Genomic DNA, 19,739 nt, shown 5'->3' on the forward strand with positions numbered 1-19,739 from the left:
CCCATGCGTCGTCTTGCCCTCGTCGTCGGTGTCATGGCTGCGGCCGGTGCGGCGCGGGCCGAACCCACGTTCTACACGGCACGCGTGGCGCCGATTCTGGAGCGTCACTGCGTCGTCTGCCATGGCGCCGAAAAGCAGAAGGCCCGGCTGCGGCTCGACACTTTCGAGCACACGTTGCGCGGCGCCGAGTCCGGCGTGGTCGTCAGGGCGGGCGACGTGAAAGGGAGTGAATTGTACCGCCGTATCACCCTGCCCAGGACAGACGAGGAGGCGATGCCGAGCGACGGCAAGCCCGAGTTGTCGGCGGACGAGATCAAGATTCTCGAGCTGTGGATTGCCAGCGGAGCCTCGTCCACCAAGTCACTGGCGGATTTTCCCACCGCGCCCGTGCCCAAGGCCGCCGCGGTGCCGGTCGTGGCGTTGACGGCCGATTGGCGGCCGCGGGCGGGCGAGATTGCGGCGCTGGAGAAGGCCACCGGCGTGCGGCTGGTGCCGCGTTCCCTCGTCGCGACGGACGGCCTGGTCCTGCGGACGGCGAGCGCCCCGAGTCGCTGCGACGATGCGGCCCTGGCGCGCCTTGCCCCCGTTTCAGCATTTATTGTCGAGGCGGAACTGGCGCGAACCAAGGTCACGGACATGGGGCTGAAAACGCTCGCCACGTGGGAGAATCTTCGTCGCCTCGATCTGACGTGCACCGGGGTCACGTCGGCGGGCTTGGCCGCGCTCGCGCCGCTGCAACGCCTCGAGGGTATTAATCTCACCGATACGGCGATCGACGACGCGGGCGTGTCGGCGTTGAAATCCCTGCCTGCGCTCAGGCGCGCCTGGCTGTTCGGTACGAAGAGCGCGGACACCGAGCTGGTGAGAAACGAGGTGTCCAAGTGAGCGGTACATCGCTAGGATCCGGGTGTTCCGGTCGGGGAGCGTTCGCGCCGCGGGTGTTTTTTCACCTGCTGGCGCTCACGCTGGGGTTGCTGGTGGCCGGCTGCGCGACGTCGACGTCGGAGCCGCGTAATCTCACCGAGCTGAAGCGGGAGGTCCGGGCCTACGTCGAGGACGGCCGATACCGGCGGGATATCGACGTCGTGGCGACGCGGGCCCGAGTGTGGGTGGAGGAGCGGGCGAGTCGCGGCGGGACGCGGCTCGCGATCGTCTTCGATCTCGATGAGACGCTGCTCTACAACTGGCCGCAGATCAGCGCGCGCGATTTTGGCTACGAGCCGAAGGAATGGGACAAGTGGCTCGCGGAGGCGAGGGCGCCGGCGATTGAGTCGGTGCGCGAAGTGTATCGGACCGCGCGCGCCCGCGGCGTTGACGTGATCTTCCTCACGGGTCGGCCCGAGACCTCACGCGCGGCAACCGATCGTAACCTGCGGGCGATCGAGTGCGGTGACTATTCCCTCCTCATCTGCAAGCCCGAGGGTCGCGCGGGCACCGCGGCGGAGTACAAGACCGCGGAGCGAAAGAAGCTCAGCGACCAAGGCCGGGTGATCATCGCCAACATCGGAGACCAAGCCAGCGACCTCTCCGGCGGTTTCGCCGAACGCGTCTTCAAGCTGCCGAACGCGTTTTATCTCATCGACTGAACGACGTTCTTTCATCGGGGGCCGGACCGCAACGCGGTTGCCTAGTGTTCTGATACCAATCGCTCCTTGCTTTTGGACTTCTGGATCGCTCGTAGCCACGGCTAAAGTCCAAAGGCAAAGAGCGATTGGTATGATTCCGCAGGCACAGTACGCAACCGGTCGCAGATTCCGGCCGCAAAAAAGCCACCCGAGCGGGGCTCGGGTGGCTGGATGAGTGGGGAGAGAGACGTCTGACTTACTTCTGCGTGCGCTCGGGAAGCTTCGGACGCGTCGGGGAGGACTGGGTCACCGTCGCGGCGACCGGCGTGGCCGGAGCCTGAGTTTGCAGTTCGTTGAGGCGCTTCTCGATCTCGCCCATCTTCGTGACGAGCTGTTCCTCGACCTTCTTGCGGTCGCTGCTGTTCACGATGCTGAGACTGGCGGCGTCGCGGACGACATTGGCGGGCAGCGTCAGGAGGCGGGTAATCAGGCCCTGGTCCTTGAAGGAGCTCAGGTAGAGCGCCGTGATTTCGTGTGAGAGCTTGAGTGCGTCCTGGGCGGCGGCCTGCGTCTGCTGCAGATTGTTGTTCAGCTGCTGATTCTTCGCGAGCTCGGCGGTCAGGACATTACCGACCTGGTCGGAAATCCGCTGACTGTATTGCGCAATCGAATCACGAGTGAGGTTCTGGTCCTTGGACATTTCAGCGAGAATCGGCTGGATGCGCTCGGCCATCTTGCCGGAGACCTTGTCGACCTGCTCGCTCTGCATCCGTTCGGCCTCTTCGGCGGACTTCGGCAGCGGATTGTAGGGCTGAACCTTCTTGGCGATGGCCGCCGCGAGGGCGTCGAGGCGTTCGCCATTCAGCTTCTGCACTTCCTCATCGCTGCGGAACATGTCCGCTTCACGCTTCGAGATCGCGTCACGCAACAGCTTGTTCGTCGACTCGATCTGTTTGCGGTTTTCCTCGGAGGCCGCCTTCAGGGCGTCGTTGGCGTCACGGAGCGGGGCGATTTCGACCTGCTGCTTGGCTGCCATTTCCGAAACCGTCTTTTGGTTGAGCCAGAATGCGCCGGCTATGACCAAGAGTGCGGTGAGCAACACCGCAGGAATTTGCTCTTTGAATTTTTGCCACATGAGGGGAGGAGGGTCGGGTTGGTGTGTGTTACGGGTGAACGCTAGTTACAAAGACCGGTGAAATGCCGCCCTTCCGCAAGTGCGGGTTTTGCAGTTGTTTTTCCAAAGTCCGCAGGCACGGTGGCAAAATGAGCCTGAACCGGTGCGAGCAGAGAATCTTTGATTATTTGCAGAGGCATCCAGACGAGAGACACTTCTGGCTGGGAAAGTTTCAACGTGCCGCGAAAGAGGCTGCCAATGAACAAATTGCAGTTGAACGACTTGAACCGGAGCTGTGGCGCTACTATCAGGAGCGCAGCGCGGTGGTGCCGATCTTCAAGGAAGCCGCGCACCATGAAGGGCTGCGTCGGACCAGCATGAAGAGTCTCGCCGAGCTCCTTTTGCGACTTTGGATTGAACCGCGACCGAAGCAGAAACCGGTCGTAGAATAAATCGCGTTCGGCTCCCTCCGCGCACGTTTCGGCGCCGGGAGGAACGCGGTTGGATTTCGGCCAAAATAGTGCCGCGACGATTGGAACTCTGACGGAAAGTGAGTTTCGTACCGAGTACTGATTTTGAATTTCTCAGCCGCTTAGCGGTTGAGAATTGGGGTAAGTAAGAAAGCAATGGGCGGGTCGCTTAGGGGTAGGCGGCCCGCCCTCTTTTTTTGTCCTGAAACGGCCTCAGGCGCCAGCCGGCCTCGCGACCTTGGCCTGCTCATGGAAATCCTGCGGCGTGTAGGTAGGCGTGACGTAGCCCGCGCGGATCACAAAATCGCCGAAGCGTTCGCCCGCCGTGCGCTCGGTGGCGTAGCGCTTGATGATCGGGCTGAGCAGCGGGACAATCTCCGCGGTGGTCACGGATGGCTTGTAGAGAATATTCAGACGGGAACCGTTGAACGCCGCGCCCAGGTAGACCGCATATTTGCCGGGCGATTTTCCGACGAAGCCGATTTCCGCGAGGTAAGGACGGCCGCACCCATTGGGACAGCCGGTGATACGCAGGGTGACTTCGTCGTGACGGAGACCGGCCGCTTCGAACTCGGCCTCGAGCAGTTCGACGAGTTCCGGCAGGTAGCGCTCGCTTTCGGCGAGCGCGAGTCCGCAGGTTGGCAACGCGACGCATGACATGGCGTTCAACTTGAGTCCCGAGGCGTCATTGGCCGAGGCGAGGGAATGCTTGCGCAGCAGCGCCTCGATGACGGGGCGTTCGCTGGCCTCCACATTTGCAATAATCAGATTCTGATTGGCCGTGAGGCGGAAGTCGCCCTTGTGCGCGAGGGCGATCTCACGCAGCGCCGTCTTGAGCTTGTACTCCGGCGTGTCCTTCACGCGTCCGCTCTGGATGAACAGGGTGAAGTGCGAGCGGCCGTCGTGACTGTCCACCCAGCCGTAGCGATCGCCGGTGTGAGTGAACGTGAAGGCGCGCGGTGCGCCGAGCCGGTAGCCCAGCCGCTGTTCCACGGCGTCGCGGAACCACGGGAGGCCGCGATCCTCAATCGTGTACTTCAAGCGCGCGTGCTTGCGGTCCGTGCGGTCGCCGTAGTCGCGCTGGACGGTGAGCACTTTTTCCGCGACCTCGACGGCCTGCTTGACGGTGCAGAAGCCCATGACGTCCGCGATCCGCGGATACGTTTCAATCTGGTTGTGCGACATGCCGAGGCCGCCGCCGACGGTGACGTTGAAACCCGCGAGTTTGCCCGAGGCGTCGGTGATGGCGATGAAGCCGAGATCATTTCCGTAGATGTCGACGTCGTTGCTCGGCGGCACGGCGATGACGATTTTGAATTTTCGCGGCAGGTACGACTTGCCGTAAATCGGTTCAACCTCCTCGGGTTCACCGCCGCCGACCAGTTCGTCGCCGACCCAGAGTTCGTGATACGCGCGCGTACGCGGTGAGAGGTGCGCGCTGATGGCGCGCGTCACCTGGTAAACCTCCGTGTGCAGCGCGGACTGCTCGGGATTCGGGTTGCACATCACGTTGCGGTTCACGTCACCGCAGGCGGCGAGCGTGTCGAGCAGCGAAAGGTTCACGCGATTGATCGCGCGCCAGAGATCGCCCTTGAGGATGCCGTGAAACTGGAACGCCTGGCGGGTGGTGAGCTTGAGCGTGCCGTTCGCCTGCTGATCGGCGATGGAGTCGAGGGCCAGCCACTGACCGGGGGTGCAGACGCCGCCGGGCACGCGCACGCGCGCCATGAAGCTGAACGCCTTCTCCTTGTTTTCCCGACGACGCTGATTGCGCAGATCGCGATCATCCTGGGCGTAGACGCCGTGGAATTTGGTGAGCTGGCTGCTTTCCTCGGTGATGCCGCCCGTCGATTGATCTGCAAGATCGCGCAGGATGTGGCCGCGGAGAAAATTGCTCTCGGACTTGAGCTGCTCGTTTTTGTGCAGCGGCTTTTCCGGGGCGGTGGTGACGTTTTCGGGCGTTGAACTCATGGGAGAATGGGTGCGTGAAGGGACGAAAGGGTGGTGCGCAGGGCGTCGGCGAGCGTCAAGACCGAGAGCGGGTGTGTGCCCACCAACTCGGTGAAGTGACAGCGTAAAGCGTGGGAAGGAATCCTCGATTCCGCAGCGCGCGCAATCTGCGCGAGGTCGCCATCGGGACCTGCATGGCGGCCCGGTGAAAGAAAGAGGGGCGCGATGACCACGGGGCCGCGGTCGAAGCCCGGCGACGCCAGTACTTCGGCGAGCAACGGCCGGTTGTGCGCGTGGTCGTCGCCTTCCATCGAAGCGGCCATCACGAGGGCGGGAGCGAAACCGAGGCGTTCGCGGATCTGCGCGGCGAGTTGATTGCGCAGCGTGGCCGAAGCGGGCGACGGGCCGCCGTGATCGACAACGATCACGGGTGGATTCGACGGCAGGGTCTTGGAAGCGATAATCGCGCGGATGCGTTCGGCCACGATGTCGGCGATCACTCCCCGGGCCGCAATGCCGTCGGTAAACGAGAACTCGAACGCGCCGGCCTCTCGTTGCAATGACTCGAGTTCGCGCCGGAGCGAGGATCCGATTGCGCCTTGCGCGCTGATGAAAAATGGTACGAAGACGAATTCGCGCTGACCGAGCGCCAGCAGCGACCGGACAAAAGGTGCCAGGGTCCAGGCAGGTGTGTCGTCCAATTGCGCGTCCGGGATGCGATCACTGTGTTTCCACGACACCGCGTGGACCGTCACGCCCGTTGCCCGCGACAAGGCAGTGGCAACGGCGCGCAAGTTGCGATGCGCTGCCGGCTCAAGGGAACCGTTGTCGATTAACGCGACGATCATGTCATCACACTTTCCGCGCTCGCGGCGAACCACGACAGCTGACCGGCGAGGGCGGCGACTTCGCCGATCACCACGATGGATGGCGCGCCAAAGCCGGCGTGCTCGGACTCCAGCGCGATCTTTTCCACCGTGGAAATCAGCTGGCGATGTCCTGCCGTGGTGGCGGACTGAATGACTGCTGCCGGTGTACCACCTGGCATGCCGCCGGCCTGCAGCCGTCGGGTGATCGTCTCGAGATTCTTCATCCCCATGTAGACGCACAGCGTCGCGCCGAGGCGGCCGTAATCTTCCCAGTGAATCGCGGCATCCGGTTTGTTCGGATCCTCGTGGCCGGTGAGAAACACCACTGCCGACGAATGCGAGCGGTGGGTGAGGGGAATGCCCGCGTAGGCGGCGGCACCGAGAGCCGAGGTGACACCCGGCACGATCTCAAAGCGAATGCCCGCGGCGACGAGTGCCTCGGCTTCTTCGCCGCCACGACCGAACACGAACGGATCGCCGCCCTTCAGGCGAACGACCATCTTTCCCGCTTGCGCGAGGCGCAGGAGAATTCCCTCGATGTCGCGCTGCGGACAGCAGAAGCCGCCGCCTTTCTTGCCAACGAAGACGAGTTCGGCGTCGGGACGAGCGCTGGCCAGAATACCGGGCGCGACGAGATGATCGTACACGATGGCGTCGGCCTGTTGCAGTAGACGGCTGGCCTTCAACGTGAGGAGGTCCGGGTCGCCCGGACCGGCCCCGACCAGATAAACTGTTCCCAAGGCACTCATGCGCGAAAGGTATAGATGCTCACTGCCGGCAGAGACGAGTCGGCACATCTCGCGACCATCGATTCCGCGCGGCTCTCCATCGCGTGCCCGACTGCGGGGGGTGTTTGAAATTGGTTTTTCATGGATGCCGTCGGTGTGATTGCGGTCATGTCGCAGCAGCGCGTGCGCCAGAAAACGATCCCGCGGGCTGCGCCAACGCGAGTGTCAGCCGCCCGAGTTTCGCGAGCGAGTCCGCCACGGTTTCACTGTCCGTGTGAAGCTCCAGATCCGGCGCGGCGGGCGGCTCGTATGGCGAATCCACTCCGGTCCAGCCCGTGAGCTGGCCACGGCGCGCCTTTTGGTAGAGTCCCTTGGGGTCGCGTCGCTCGCAGGTGGCCAGCGGCGCATTTACAAAGATTTCGGCAAATGGGATTCCTCGGCTGCGGGCTGCTTCGGCTGCGGCTTTGCGACCGGCGCGAAACGGCGAGATGAGCGCCACGACCGCGACCAAGCCCGCCGCAGCGGAGAGCAGCGCGACTTCCGTGGCGCGCCGGACGTTTTCTTCGCGGTCGGTTGCAGAGAAACCCAGGCCCTGACTCAGACCGGTGCGCAGCGCGTCGCCGTCAAATACGATCGGCACGATTCGCTGCTGCAGCAGGAAGACTTCGAGTGCGTTCGCCAGAGTAGATTTGCCCGAGCCCGACAGCCCGGTGAGCCACACGATCGCTCCCCGGTGTCCAAGCAGATCAATCCTTCGCGCGGCGGTGCCCGCGAGCGAGTTCAGTGGCGAAGCGCGAGTGTCTTCCGGTTTCAATCGTTCCGATCTTGGGTTAGCGACTTTGCGATTAGCCGGCTCGATGTGACCTGATCCCGAACGGAAGAATTGCCGTAAACGGATTGGTTGTGAACTGCTTTAAGTTAATCATGACTTCTTTAGTCGATATGACGATTTTTAAACTTTACCTATTGGCCTACAAGTGCAAGCATTCTCGCTGTCATGCCGGAAAATTCCTCCAAATCGTTCAGGACGAACAGCCCCTGTGGCTGGCCGCGATCCTGCGATTGAGGGTGCCTGCCGGCAGTTCCGCCACATCAAATTCATTGCCATGAACTCGTCTGAACTCGCTCGTTGGAACGCAGAACTTCGCCAGCAGTCGCCGCTCGATATCGTGCGCTGGGCGATTGCCCAAGCGAAGGGCCGGGCGTTGGTGTCGACTAACTTTCGGCCGTACGAAGCGGCCATTCTCCATGTCGCGGTTCAGGCGCAGCCGGACATTCCGATCCTGTGGGTCGATCACGGATACAACCGCACTGCGACCTACAAGCACGCGGAAGCGTTGCGTTCGCGCCTCGGCCTCAATCTGAAACCCTACCTGCCTCGCCTCACGGCTGCGCATCGCGACGCCATTCACGGTCCCCTGCCCACGCTGGAAGACGAGGCCGGCCTCAAGACTTTCAGTGCGCAGATGAAACTCGAACCGTTCCAGCGCGGGATGAAAGAACTCGCGCCCACGGTTTGGATCACCGCGCTGCGCAAGGTGCAGAATCCGAATCGAGCGGGACTCGACATCGTGTCGAGTGACGAAAATTTCGGCGCGCTCAAGGTGAGTCCGTTCTTCTATTTCAGCGACGCGGAGATGGACGCCTATCTCGAGCGCCACCAACTGCCCAACGAGTGGGATTACTTCGATCCGGCCAAGGCGGACGAAAAACGCGAGTGCGGTCTGCACGCCGCGTGGGGCAAAAAGGCCGTCAACTCCTGAGCTTCGATCCCGCCAACCGGCCTTTCCATGACCAGCTACCATCTCGATCACCTGCAGCATCTCGAAACCGAGGCGATTCACATCATGCGGGAAGTGGCGGGGGAGTTCGAACGTCCCGCGCTCTTGTTTTCCGGCGGCAAGGATTCGATCTGCCTGCTCCGCCTCGCGGAAAAGGCGTTTCGCCCGTCCGAACTGCCGACGCCGCTGCTGAACGTCGACACCGGCCATCACTTCCCGGAATTGAACGAGTTTCGCGATCGTCGCGCCCGCCAGCTTGGCGCCAAACTCATTGTGCGCACGGTCGAGGACGCGATCGCCAAGGGCATCGCCGTGCCGGCCCCGGGCGAGATCAGCCGCAACCGACTCCAGATTCCGACGCTGCTCGCGGCGATCGAGGAGTTCCGTTTCGACTGCTGCATCGGCGGTGCCCGGCGCGATGAAGAAAAGGCCCGCGCCAAGGAGCGCTTCTTCAGTTTCCGCGACGCGTTCGGCCAGTGGGATCCGAAGAATCAGCGGCCCGAGATCTGGAATCTCTACAACGGCCGGCTCAATCCCGGTGAAAACATGCGGGTGTTCCCGCTGAGCAACTGGACCGAGATGGACGTCTGGGAGTACATCCAGCGCGAAAAGCTGGAGGTGCCGAGTATCTATTTCAGCCATACGCGCAAATGCGTCCGCCGCGGCGGCCAGTGGCTGCCCGTGAATCATCTGGTGCCGCCGAAGCCCGGCGAAGAGGTGCGCGAACTCGTGGTGCGCGTGCGCACGATCGGTGACATCATCAGCACCGGCTGCGTCGAATCGCCCGCGGCCAACGTCACGGACATCATCGCGGAAATTGCCGCCGCCCGCGTCACCGAGCGTGGCTCCCGTGCCGACGACAAGTCGTCCGAGGCCGCCATGGAGGACCGTAAGAAAGCAGGATATTTCTAATGTTTACCGAAGAACTCATGTCTCCGCCCAATTCCGCGAATCTCCCGGTCGATATCCTTCGTTTCAATACGTGCGGCAGCGTCGATGACGGAAAATCCACGCTCATCGGCCGCCTGCTCTACGACTCGAAGTCGCTGATGGAGGATCAAATCGAGGCGCTCGAGCGCTCCGCCGACATCACGGGCGGCGGTCAGATCAACCTCGCCAATCTCACCGACGGCCTGCGCGCCGAGCGCGAGCAAGGCATCACGATCGACGTGGCCTACCGGTATTTCGCGACGCCGCGCCGGAAGTTCATCATCGCGGATACGCCGGGCCACGTGCAATACACGCGCAACATGGTCACCGGCGCTTCGAACGCCAACCTGTCCATCGTCCTCGTGGACGCCCGCACCGGAGTGATCGAGCAGAGCCGCCGCCACACCGCCATCGCCGCGTTGCTGCGCATTCCGCACCTTGTTGTGGCGGTCAACAAGATGGACCTCGTCGGCTGGAGCGAGCAGCGCTTCCTGGAGATCCGCGCGCAGTTCGAGGAGTTCCTGCCGCGCCTCGACATCAAGGACGTGAAATTCATTCCGCTCAGTGCGCTGAACGGTGACAACGTCGTCGATCCGTCGGTCCACACTCCATGGTATTCGGGTCCGACCTTGCTTGGCCACCTCGAGACGGTGCACATCGCGAGCGACTGGAATCTCAATGGCTTTCGTCTGCCCGTTCAGTGGGTGAACCGGCCGAACAATCCGACGGATCCGAAACTGCACGATTTCCGCGGCTTCAGCGGCCAGATCGCGGGCGGGATCGTGCGGACCGGCCAGAAGGTGCTCGCACTGCCGGCCGGCATGGTCACGACCGTGAAGGAAATCTGGACCTACGACGGACCGGTCGCCGAGGCCTTCTGCCCGCAATCCGTGACGCTCGTGCTGGAGCACGACATCGATATCAGCCGCGGCAGCATGCTGCTCGGGGCCGAGCATCTGCCCGGCGCGGGTTGCGACCTCCAGGCGGAGATCTGCTGGATGCATCCGCGCGCCCTGCGGGCCGGCAAGAAGTATTACCTGAAGCACACCACGCAGACGGTGCAGGCGGTCGTGACCGACCTCGTCAACAAGCTGAATGTGTCCGAGCTGGCCACGGTGCCCGGCCCCGAGGAGCTCGTCATGAATGACATTGGTGAGATCCGCCTGCGCACGGCCAAGCCGCTGGTGTTCGACGGCTATGCCACCAATCGACTGACCGGTTCATTCATCCTGATTGAGCAGGGCACGAATGCGACGGTGGCTGCCGGCATGCTGCTCCCGCCCCGTGAAACCGTAAAATCGGAAAGCGGCGACTATGTGATCTGATCGCCCCGTGCGCATCTCCGTCAAAGTCGACTATGCCTGCCGCGTGATGGTCGAGCTGGCGCGCCTCTACGGCTCGGGCGATCTGGCGCAGATCGATCATCTGGCGCGAACGGAGGCGGTGCCCGCCAGTTTCCTCGCGCAAATTCTGATCAAGCTGCGCGACTACGGTCTGATCACCAGCCGGCGCGGCAATCATGGCGGCTACACGCTGGCCCGCGCGCCGGAGGAGATTTCGCTGCACGACATCATGGTGGCGGTCGAGGGCCAGTGCCTGCAGCTGAGCGGAAATTTCGACGGCCGCAGCGGGCACCGGCTCAAGCAGGTGTGGGACGACATCAACCGCCTGCTGGTGGAGAAAACCAGCGCCATCACCTTGAATCAGCTGGTGACGAAAAAGACCGCGGAGATGTATTATATCTAGCCCTACGCCGGCGAGCCGACGCTCGGCGGATCGGACGGAACCATCAACGCGGTGGAATGGGTTGAGCGCGGACCGGGCTTCACCTCTCCGCAGCGGTTGTTCGCTTCAATGGCGGAGTCGTAGCGTTCGCCGAGTCGCGCGAGCACGTCCTCCACGTCGCATTCAACCACGTAGTGGGCCTGGGCGTGGGCGCGGAGTTGCTCCCAGTACTGGTTGAGCAGGTTCTCCTTGGTCAGCATGCACCACGCGCGCGCCGCCTGCAGCCGCGCGCGTGCCGCCTGGAGCCCGCCGTTGAGAAAGGTCCGCGCTTCGAACTCGACCCGCGTGATTTCGCTCAGTGCCTGCTCGACGGGAATCGCACAGAGCCAGTCGACCCAGACGGTCCGGCGAAACGATGGCAGCGCCGGCATGCGCACCTCCTTCGCTGCGAGCTTCAGCGCGTAGGTAGCCACCTCATTGGCGATCCGATCGATGCCCAGTTGCTTGTCCTCAATGCGAACGGCGATCTCGCGCAACAGCCCGTACTGCCGGCCCAGTTCGGCGGCATCGTTGGCCGGAGGCGTCGCCGCCGAGCGAACCCCGCGCAGGTCACGGGCGAAGCGGGTGAGCAACTCCGGTAGTTCAACCAGACCCTTTTCCCAACCGTCGTGCAAAGCCTGCAGCTGCGCCAGCAATTGATAGTCCGGGCTGGCGGCCTCGAGGTAGATCGAGAGTTCCCGATGCAGGGACCGACGCACCCAGTTTTCGATGCGAACCAAGTGTTCGATGCGTTCGCGCAGTGCGAGTTCGGCCGCGGCGGATGTTTCGCACGCTTGCTCGAACGATTCGCGGGCTTTTCGCGAGGCAAGGAGTCCGAAAGGTGGCCGCTTCAACGCCAACGCGGCGGATTCCTGCTCTCGCTTCGAGAGTTCCTCCTGCAAGGCGCTCCGGCAAAGGAACGCGTAAGCTTCATCGCACAAGAGCGATTGGGTGCTTTGCTTCAGTTCCATGGCTGAATTGAAGCTAGGGTTATGTACCTAGGCAATCCCGGGTGATTGGGTGGTACTACGAAGGGGCAAAGGTCCACCTGTCTGACCTTCGATTGCTGTCTCCTGATCCCGGCGAACGGGTGCAACCCGTTGCCGTTACAGAGTCGGTGACACTGCCACGGCACATGCCTTGTAGGCCGGTTGCCGTGAATGCGGATCGAACGCGGCGAAGGTCAATTGGTTCAACGCCGCGAAATGCATCGGCATGAAAATCTGACCGGGTTGGACCGTCGCGGTGACGACGGCCAGCGCACTCGCGGTACCGCGGCGCGATTTCACTTCGACGCTTTTGCCGGCCGCGATGCCCAATCGCTCCGCGTCGACCGGATTGATCTCAACGGTCTGAACGGTCGGCGCCAGTTTGCGCAGCACCGCACTCTTGTCGGTGCGCGAGCCGGTGTGCCACTGCGCTGACGATCCGCGACCGGTGAGCAGGGTGAAGGGAAAGTCCCGATCGGTCGGTTCGGGCAAAGGCCGCGGCGGATCGAAGAGGAAGCGGGCCCGTTGGTCCGGCGTGAAGAAGCGGCCGTCCGCAAAAAGACGCCGCTCTTCGGACAAACCGGAATCCGGAACCACGAGCCCTGCGTCCGCTGCGGCCAACTGATTCCGGTCTCCGGTCTCCGGTCTCCGGTCTTCAGGATACGGCCACTGGATGCCCCGCGCGTCCTCAAGGTGGGCGTAGTCGCGGATGCCGCTGAAGTCGCACGGTTGGCCGCGGGAGAGTTCCTTGAGCAGTTGAAACGTCGCCTCCGGCGAAGACCAGGCGCGGAACCGCTCCGCACAGCCCCACGCGTCGGCGATCAATTTGAAAATCGAGAAGTCGCTGAGTGCCTGCCCCGGCGCCCGCGCGACCTTGCGGGCCAGGCCGAGCCGCCGTTCGCTGTTGATGAACACGCCGTCCTTCTCGCCCCAGCCGGCGGCGGGCAGGACGAGGTCTGCGAGCTGTGCCGTCTCGGTGCTCGCGTACATGTCCTGCACGACGAGAAAATCGAGCTTCGCCAGCAGTTCGCGGGCGCGACTCTGGTGCACCCAGGAGTGAGCCGGATTCGTCGCGATCACCCAAAGCCCGCGAATCTCGCCGCGCTCGATGCCGTCGAGAATCTGATCGTAGGCGTAGCCGGTGCGATCCGGGATCGCGGCCGCGGGCAGGTCAAGGATCCGCGCCACGTGACGGCGGTGGCCCTCGTTCGCGAAGTCGTATCCGCCGAGCAGGGACGTGGCGTTGCCAAACAGCCGGGAACCCATGGCGTTGCACTGCCCGGTGATGCTGTTGGCTCCCGTGCCGGGCCGGCCGATGTTGCCCGTCATCAGCGCGAGATTGATGATGGCCTGAGCGGTGCGCGTGGCCTCGTGGCTCTGGTTCACGCCCATCGTCCACCAGAACGAAACCCGTTCACGGCTCGCGATGATGTCGGCGAGTCGGTGCAGCAGTTCAACCGTGAGCCCGGTTTCCGTTGCGACGCGCTGCGGTGTAAAATCGCGGACGAAGTTCTCAAACGCGTCAAAGCCAGTGGTGTGGGCGGCGATGAAATCACGCCGCACCGCGCCGCGCGCGATCAGGAGATGCGCGATCCCGTACAGCAGTGTCAGATCGGACTTGGGGCGTGCCGGTACGTGCAGCGTGGCGGCCTGGGCCGTCTCCGTGAGGCGCGGATCGATGACGATGATTTCCGGGTTGCGCCGGTTCCGCATCACGCGCTGCCACATGATGGGATGGGCGATGCAGGGATTGGCACCGATGAAGATCAGCGCGTCGCTCTCCTCGAAATCGGCGTAGGTGAAGGGCGGGGCGTCGAAGCCGAAGGACTGCTTGTAGGCCACGTGCGACGTGGCCATGCACTGCCGGGTGTTCGAGTCGATGTGGGTCACACCCAGGCCGAACTTCGCGAGCGCGCCGAGCAGCGCCATTTCCTCCATCACGATCTGACCCGTGCTGAGGATCGCCACGGCGTCGGGGCCGTGCTGGCGCTGAATGCCTTTAAATCGCTCGGTGAACGCTGCCAGCGCGTGCTCCCACGACGTGGACGCCAGCATCGCGCCGGGTGTCGCCCGGTCGCGTATCAGCGGGAGCGTGACACGGTCCGCCGATGCCAGCGGCGTCAACGCTTCCCAGCCTTTGGGGCACGCCATGCCACGGTTCACCGGATAGGCGGGATCGGCGCTGAGATTGATGGCTTCACCTTCCTCATTCAGGTGAACTTTCAACCCGCAGCCGGTGCTGCAGAAGCCGCACACCGAGGTCGTAGTCGCCGCCGGTTGCAGGCGGGCCGGAACCCGTCCGAGGCCGAACTTGGCCGGATGCAGCACCATGTCCGCGGTCATCGGGCCGGCGCGGGCCCGGAGAAGTTCATCGAGTGACAACGTCATGCGGGGACTCCGGGCATCTTCGGCGCATCCACCGCGCGAAAATAGAGGTAGCGTTCGGTGAGCTCGCCGAGAAACAGCGGCACAAAGGCCAGACCCGCGGGTGCGACCCACAGCAGCACCACGGCACCCAGGCCGAACGCATCTCGCAGCGTCGCGGCGGCGGCGAGCGGACCGCGTTGAAGCCGGGCGGACATGCCGCCGTCGAACCAAGTGCGCGATTCCCAGGCGAGCTTTCCAAGCGTCAGGAAGCCGGCGATCGGCGGCGACCAAAAGACGAACGCCAGCAGTGCAGCCGTTCCAAGCAGGCGCGGGAAAGTCTGTGCGGCGCGCCAGAACTGCCTCCGGGTATCGACATAGATCATCGCCGAGCAAACGAGTCCGGTGATGCCGAGGAGCGCCGTCACCGGACGAAGCGCCGGCAGCACCAGCGTCGCGGTGGCCGCGGCAAACCACGCGCCAAAAATCATGGCTTCGCGACTCAACCAACTCTTGCGCCATCCGAGAAAAATCCGCCACGCCCGCAGCGGCTGTCCCAGGTGAAACACACTCGCGCCCAAACCCGCCGCGCCCGCCAGACAGGCGGCGAACGAGACGTTCTGTACGGTGCCCGCCGTCATTCCCGGGGGCGGCAGTGCGGCAACACTGGCGAGACCCACTGCGGCGGGCATCAACGTCAGCATGATGACGAGCGGCCAGTGGGCCGGCTGGATCCGGAGCGTGGTGGCATCCGCGGCCACGAGATGATCCGGCAGCGTTCGCTTCGAGACGTAGCGCGTCGTCGGCCGCGTGTATGCCGGGTCGGGCGCGCCCGGAAGAAAACCGGCAACGGGAGTTTCAAAACCGGAAACCGGAGACCGGAAACTGGAAACGGGAGGAGCCGGCAGGGTGGTGCGAGCGGAGAGCGCGTCGAGCGTAATGGCAGCCGTGGTCAGTTTCCGGTCTCCGGTTTCCGGTTTCCGGTTTTGAGTCTCCGAGTTCCGAATACGCTCGCTGGTCACCGTGACAATCGTAATGGCGTGCGTCGGACAGGCCTGGGCGCACGCGGGAGCTTCGCCGACCTCCAGGCGGCTGTGGCACATGTCGCACTTGCGCACGATGCCGAGGCGCTCGGAAAACTTGGGCACATCGTAAGGGCATTTCAGCACGCAGTAGCTGCACCCGATGCACTGGTCGTCGAGGTGCATCACGATCCCGGTGATCGGATCCTTTTCGTACGCGAGGACGGGGCAGCCGTTGAGACACGCGGGGTCTTCGCAGTGATGGCAGGCCGTCGTCACCGTTTGGGTGAACGGGTGCGCGCGGCTCGGGCTGACGATCAGACCGACATCCCGCCACGTTTCCGTGTCGTCGAGGCCGTTCAATGCATGACACGCGGCAACGCAGGATTTGCAGCCGGTGCACGAATCAAGATCCACCTGAAACGCGTATTGCTCTCCGGGTTTGGGTGCGGTGAGCGGGATGAGCTGCGGGGCGATGGCCGTGAAGCCCGAAGCGTTGGCATCGTGCGCGGCGGAGAAGCGCGCCACCGGCGTATCCAGCCTTTTTTGCTCGGCGAGCAGCTCGGCGAGCAATGGAAAATTCTTTCGAGTGGCGACCACGTCAGTAGACGTCGCGCGCGTAGCGCTTCGCCCCCTTGAGCGCCTGCACGTAGGCGGCGGCTTGCGCCGGTGACTTTCCGCCGGCTCGTTCCACCACTTGGTGCAGCGCGGCATCGACGTCCTTCGCCATCCGGCTGGCGTCGCCGCACACGTAGAAGTGCGCGCCCGCCTCGAGCCACGCGTAGAGTTCGGCCGCGTGCTCGAGCATGCGCTGCTGCACGTAAATCTTCTCCGCCTGATCGCGCGAGAAGGCGGTGTCGAGCCGAGTGAGCACGCCCTCCCGCTGCAGCGTTGCGAGTTCCTCCTGGTACAGGAAATCGGTCGCGGCGCGCTGATCGCCGAAGAGCAGCCAGTTTCGGCCTTTCGCGCCGCTGGCCTTGCGCTCATGCAGGAACGCCCGGAACGGCGCAATGCCCGTGCCCGGCCCCACCATGATCATGGGCGTGTCGCCGTTCTGCGGCGGACGGAACGACGGGTTTGCATGCACGAAGACGCCGACGCGGGTCTCTCCCGGCACAGCGCGATCGGAGAGAAAGGTGGAACACACTCCCTTGCGCGCCCGGCCATGCAGCTCGTACCGCACGGCTCCGACCGTCAGATGAACTTCTCCGGCGTGGGCTTTTGGTGAAGAGGAGATCGAGTAGAGCCGGGGCCGAATCTTTTTCAGCGCGCGCACGAAGTCAGCTGGAGCGGGCTTGACGCCGGGAGCGGCGAGCAGGGCATCAATCACGTGAAGCGGCGCGGCCTTGGCCTGGACCGACGCGGCGTCGCCCGCCGGCACGAGCGTGCAGAGCGCGAGCAGATCGGCGGACGGTTTGCCGAGGTCGTAGATCTCGGTGAGAGCGCGCCGCAGCGACGTCGTGGTGCCGTCAGGCACCGTCACGGCCTCTTCGCCATCGCAGCCCAGGGTGGCGAGCACGTCGGCGACCAGCGCGGGACAGTTGTGCGGCATCACGCCGAGGGCGTCTCCGGCTTCGTACGCGAGCCCGGAGTCCGCGAGGTCAAAAGCGATATGGTGCACCTGCTTCGCGGAGCCGGGGGCGTTGAGATTGTGCGACGCCAGGAGCGTGGCGGGAAACGGATTCTGCTTCGAGTAACCCGTGGCGACGTCCGTGCTGGCCTCAAGTCCCGCCGCAGGCACCGCGGGCGCGGCTGCGCCGGACGGCGCCGGACCGAAAGCGGTCAGCGCCGCATTGAGCCAGGCCGAGAACTTCTCCTCGTAGTCGAGATCGCAGTCGACGCGCGGCGCGATGCGCGTGCCGCCGAGTTTTTCAAAGTAGAGATCGAAGTCCGCGCCGCACTTGCAGAACTGGGTGTAGTTGGTGTCGCCGAGCGCGCAGACCGAGTACCGGAGCGACGCCAGTTGCGGGGCCGGTGTTGGAGCCTGGCTCGCCGCGAGCATGGCGGAGTGAATGTCCTTGGCGCTGTCCGGCGGTTCACCGTCGCCGTAGGTGCTGGTGATGAGCAGGACATTTTTTTCCGCCGAGAGTTTGCCGGCGTCGGTTTGGCCCAGGTCGAGCACGGTCGCCGCGAAGCCGCGCTTGCCGGCCTCCTTGGCCGCGCGTTTCGCGAGGCCCTCCGACGTGCCGGTCTGCGACGCAAACAGGATGGTCAACGGGACGAGCGGCGGCGCGGCCACAGCGGCCGCGGCCTGCGCCGGGGTGCGCGAGAACAGCCCGGCGAGAAAGCCGTTCAGCCACGCGCGTTGCTCGGCGGTGAATGGCGCGGAGTCGGGAACGAAGGGAACGAGCGGGTTCATGCCGAAAAGAATTCCTGGAGTTGGCCGGCGGTGTGGCGGCGGGTCCACTGGACGAAGGTCTCGCCGCGGGTCTTCTTCGCCTCGTAGGTGAGCAGCACTTTTTCCACGAGCGCGTTGATCTCGCTCGCCCGGACGCCGCGGAAAATTTCGCGGCCGATGCCCTGCTCGTGATCCATGCCGCCACCGAGGACCACGTGGTAGGCCTCCGATCCATCGGCGAGCTTGGCGCCGACGAAGCCGAGGTCGCCGCAGTAGTGTTGCGCGCAGGAATGCCCGCAACCGGTGAAATGCAGGTTGACCGGCGAGCCGGGGGACACCCGGCCTTCGAGATGTTTCATCACGGCCAGCGCGTGCGCCTTGGTGTCGGCGGCCGCGTATTTGCAGCCGCGACTGCCGGTGCAGGCGATGACGCCGCCCGTGGCGAGCGAGGCCTCGGTGAAGAAGCCGAGGCGCCGGGCGTTCCGGCTCACGGTGGCGACGAAGGCATCCGAGACGTGCGGAATGAGCACGTTCTGCCAGACGGTGAGCCGCAGTTCGCCCGTGCCGTAGTGCGTCGCGAGATCGGCGAGCGCGTGCATCTGGCGCGCTGACATCCGGCCGACCGGCACGCCGAGGCCGATTGAATTCAGGCCGCGCTGCGTCTGGCGGCGGACGCCCAGCCAGGCATGTTTCTCGACGGGCCGGCGTGCTTCGCAGGCCGTGAGTGGCACGCGGGCGAGGGGAAATGCGAGCCGCTGCGCCGACTCCGCGATAAATTTTTCCACGCCCCACTGTTCGAGGAGGTATTTCAGCCGCGCCCTCTTCCGGTCGGTGCGGTTTCCGTTTTCGCTGAACACGCGAATCATCGCGACAGCGAGGGCCACCGCCTCGCCGGGTCGAACGAGCAGCCCGGTGTCGCGGGCGAAGTCCTTGTGGCCCGTGATGCCGCCGAGCTGCACGCGGAAGTAAACGCCCGGCGCGGGACGCTCGACGACGTCGGCCGGAAGTGCGGCCAGCGAGGCTTCGGTCACGCGCACCGCCACGAAGCCGATGTCGTTGGTGTCGGCCGCGACGGACATGCTGCCGCCGTTGTCAAAGGCGACGTTGAATTTGCGCGGCAGGCCGTAGAGATCGCGGTGATTGAGAATGTAGTGATGCAGCGCCTTCGCGTACGGACGGACGTCCAACAGCTCGTCAGGTGCGAATCCACTATCCGGAGACGCCGTGATGTTGCGGATGTTGTCGGCTCCTGCGCCCCGCGACGTCAGTCCCAGTTCCTGCACCCGCGTGAGCACCTTGATGATGTCGCGCGGTTTGAACTCGCGGATTTGAAGATTGCCGCGGGTCGTGATGTGCGCGCAGCCGCCCCCGAGATCCTGGGCGATGTCGGCCAGGCCGTGCAACTGCGTGGCGGAGAGTTCGCAGGCCGGCACGCGGAGCCGGATCATGAAACTGTCCTGGGCCGGGGCGACGTAGAAGAGACCGAACGATTTGAAACGATACGTGTTTTCTGGATCAGGGAGCTTATTTTCGTCGGCGTGCTTCAACAGGCGGTCCCAGGCATCCAGCGGATTCTCATCGTGCTTCCAACGTTCCTCCTTGCACAGGTCGGAAAGGGGCGTGCCAAACACCGAGGGTTCGGCCGCAGTGGTCGGCGCGGCGAGGTTCGGTGTCACCGCACCTGCGGGACCCGCCACGATTTGGCCTGACGCGGTGTGGCCCACGAAGGGCGTCAGACCCGTCGCCGCCACTCCCGCCATGAAGCCGGCCAGATACTCCTTCTGCTGGGCGGAGAAGGGTTCCGACGGAGATGCGGGCGGGCGGATTTCGGGCGGTTGCGACACGCGTGGTGATG

The 19,739-nt window shown here is 64.2% G+C and carries 17 protein-coding genes; 7 read left to right on the forward strand and 10 right to left on the reverse strand.

Translation table 11 applies throughout. The features are described from left to right. The first annotated feature begins 3 nt into the window (after nt 1-3). On the forward strand, nt 4-885 hold the full coding sequence (locus tag ACLJEU_RS11790; protein ID WP_414662936.1) for a c-type cytochrome domain-containing protein: 882 nt from the start codon (nt 4-6) through the stop codon (nt 883-885). A gap of 53 nt (nt 886-938) precedes the next feature. Beyond that, entirely contained in the window at nt 939-1,586 is a 648-nt protein-coding gene (locus ACLJEU_RS11795; protein WP_414662937.1) for an HAD family acid phosphatase, read from the forward strand. Nucleotides 1,587-1,821: 235 nt separating this feature from the next. Here ACLJEU_RS11795 and ACLJEU_RS11800 read toward each other — a convergent pair whose 3' ends face one another. Further along, on the reverse strand, nt 1,822-2,700 hold the full coding sequence (locus ACLJEU_RS11800) for a hypothetical protein (RefSeq protein ID WP_414662938.1): 879 nt from the start codon (nt 2,698-2,700) through the stop codon (nt 1,822-1,824). Between the two features lie 62 nt (nt 2,701-2,762). On the opposite strand from ACLJEU_RS11800, the gene ACLJEU_RS11805 reads away from it, so the two are divergent. Next, nucleotides 2,763-3,131: a hypothetical protein gene (locus tag ACLJEU_RS11805; protein ID WP_414662939.1), complete on the forward strand. Its 369-nt coding sequence runs from the start codon at nt 2,763-2,765 to the stop codon at nt 3,129-3,131. Between the two features lie 231 nt (nt 3,132-3,362). Here ACLJEU_RS11805 and ACLJEU_RS11810 read toward each other — a convergent pair whose 3' ends face one another. The 4 genes from ACLJEU_RS11810 to cysC form a co-directional block, all read right to left on the reverse strand. Beyond that, nucleotides 3,363-5,120: an NADPH-dependent assimilatory sulfite reductase hemoprotein subunit gene (locus ACLJEU_RS11810; protein ID WP_414662940.1), complete on the reverse strand. Its 1,758-nt coding sequence runs from the start codon at nt 5,118-5,120 to the stop codon at nt 3,363-3,365. After that, nucleotides 5,117-5,947 carry a sirohydrochlorin chelatase gene (locus ACLJEU_RS11815; protein ID WP_414662941.1) on the reverse strand — a complete coding sequence of 277 codons (831 nt, stop codon included), beginning with the start codon at nt 5,945-5,947 and terminating at the stop codon, nt 5,117-5,119. Before ACLJEU_RS11815 ends, ACLJEU_RS11810 begins: the two co-directional genes overlap by 4 nt. Continuing rightward, on the reverse strand, nt 5,944-6,717 hold the full coding sequence (gene cobA, locus ACLJEU_RS11820; protein ID WP_414662942.1) for a uroporphyrinogen-III C-methyltransferase: 774 nt from the start codon (nt 6,715-6,717) through the stop codon (nt 5,944-5,946). Before cobA ends, ACLJEU_RS11815 begins: the two co-directional genes overlap by 4 nt. Nucleotides 6,718-6,862: 145 nt before the next feature. Further along, on the reverse strand, nt 6,863-7,510 hold the full coding sequence (cysC, locus tag ACLJEU_RS11825) for an adenylyl-sulfate kinase (protein WP_414662943.1): 648 nt from the start codon (nt 7,508-7,510) through the stop codon (nt 6,863-6,865). A 292-nt stretch (nt 7,511-7,802) separates the two neighbouring features. Here cysC and ACLJEU_RS11830 point away from each other — a divergent pair, with 292 nt between their 5' ends. The 4 genes from ACLJEU_RS11830 to ACLJEU_RS11845 are packed head-to-tail and all read left to right on the forward strand — an operon-like array spanning nt 7,803 to nt 11,153. After that, nucleotides 7,803-8,459, forward strand: a complete 657-nt coding sequence (locus ACLJEU_RS11830) for a phosphoadenosine phosphosulfate reductase domain-containing protein (protein WP_414662944.1) — start codon at nt 7,803-7,805, stop codon at nt 8,457-8,459. Nucleotides 8,460-8,486: 27 nt separating this feature from the next. After that, nucleotides 8,487-9,389, forward strand: coding sequence for a sulfate adenylyltransferase subunit CysD (gene cysD, locus ACLJEU_RS11835; RefSeq protein ID WP_414662945.1), 903 nt, complete (start codon nt 8,487-8,489; stop codon nt 9,387-9,389). 17 nt (nt 9,390-9,406) lie between these two features. Then, nucleotides 9,407-10,732: a sulfate adenylyltransferase subunit 1 gene (locus tag ACLJEU_RS11840; RefSeq protein WP_414662946.1), complete on the forward strand. Its 1,326-nt coding sequence runs from the start codon at nt 9,407-9,409 to the stop codon at nt 10,730-10,732. A 7-nt stretch (nt 10,733-10,739) separates the two neighbouring features. After that, entirely contained in the window at nt 10,740-11,153 is a 414-nt protein-coding gene (locus ACLJEU_RS11845) for an RrF2 family transcriptional regulator (protein WP_414662947.1), read from the forward strand. A 2-nt stretch (nt 11,154-11,155) separates the two neighbouring features. On the opposite strand, the gene ACLJEU_RS11850 is transcribed toward ACLJEU_RS11845, so the two are convergent. The 5 genes from ACLJEU_RS11850 to ACLJEU_RS11870 all read right to left on the reverse strand — a co-directional run bounded on the left by ACLJEU_RS11850 (nt 11,156) and on the right by ACLJEU_RS11870 (nt 19,728). Beyond that, the gene (locus ACLJEU_RS11850) at nt 11,156-12,142 is read right to left on the reverse strand and encodes a hypothetical protein (protein ID WP_414662948.1); all 987 of its coding nucleotides are present in this window, start codon (nt 12,140-12,142) and stop codon (nt 11,156-11,158) included. Nucleotides 12,143-12,277: 135 nt separating this feature from the next. Then, entirely contained in the window at nt 12,278-14,548 is a 2,271-nt protein-coding gene (locus ACLJEU_RS11855; RefSeq protein ID WP_414662949.1) for a molybdopterin oxidoreductase family protein, read from the reverse strand. Next, nucleotides 14,545-16,146, reverse strand: a complete 1,602-nt coding sequence (locus ACLJEU_RS11860; protein WP_414662950.1) for a DmsC/YnfH family molybdoenzyme membrane anchor subunit — start codon at nt 16,144-16,146, stop codon at nt 14,545-14,547. The genes ACLJEU_RS11855 and ACLJEU_RS11860 overlap by 4 nt, the downstream gene beginning before the upstream one ends. Before the next feature lies 1 nt (nt 16,147). Then, nucleotides 16,148-17,905, reverse strand: a complete 1,758-nt coding sequence (locus ACLJEU_RS11865; protein WP_414662951.1) for a sulfite reductase subunit alpha — start codon at nt 17,903-17,905, stop codon at nt 16,148-16,150. Continuing rightward, the gene (locus ACLJEU_RS11870) at nt 17,902-19,728 is read right to left on the reverse strand and encodes a NirA family protein (RefSeq protein WP_414662952.1); all 1,827 of its coding nucleotides are present in this window, start codon (nt 19,726-19,728) and stop codon (nt 17,902-17,904) included. Before ACLJEU_RS11870 ends, ACLJEU_RS11865 begins: the two co-directional genes overlap by 4 nt. Nucleotides 19,729-19,739: the final 11 nt, after the last annotated feature.

Source organism: Terrisphaera buseokensis (genome assembly GCF_047521145.2).
Lineage (GTDB): Bacteria > Verrucomicrobiota > Verrucomicrobiia > Opitutales > Opitutaceae > ER46.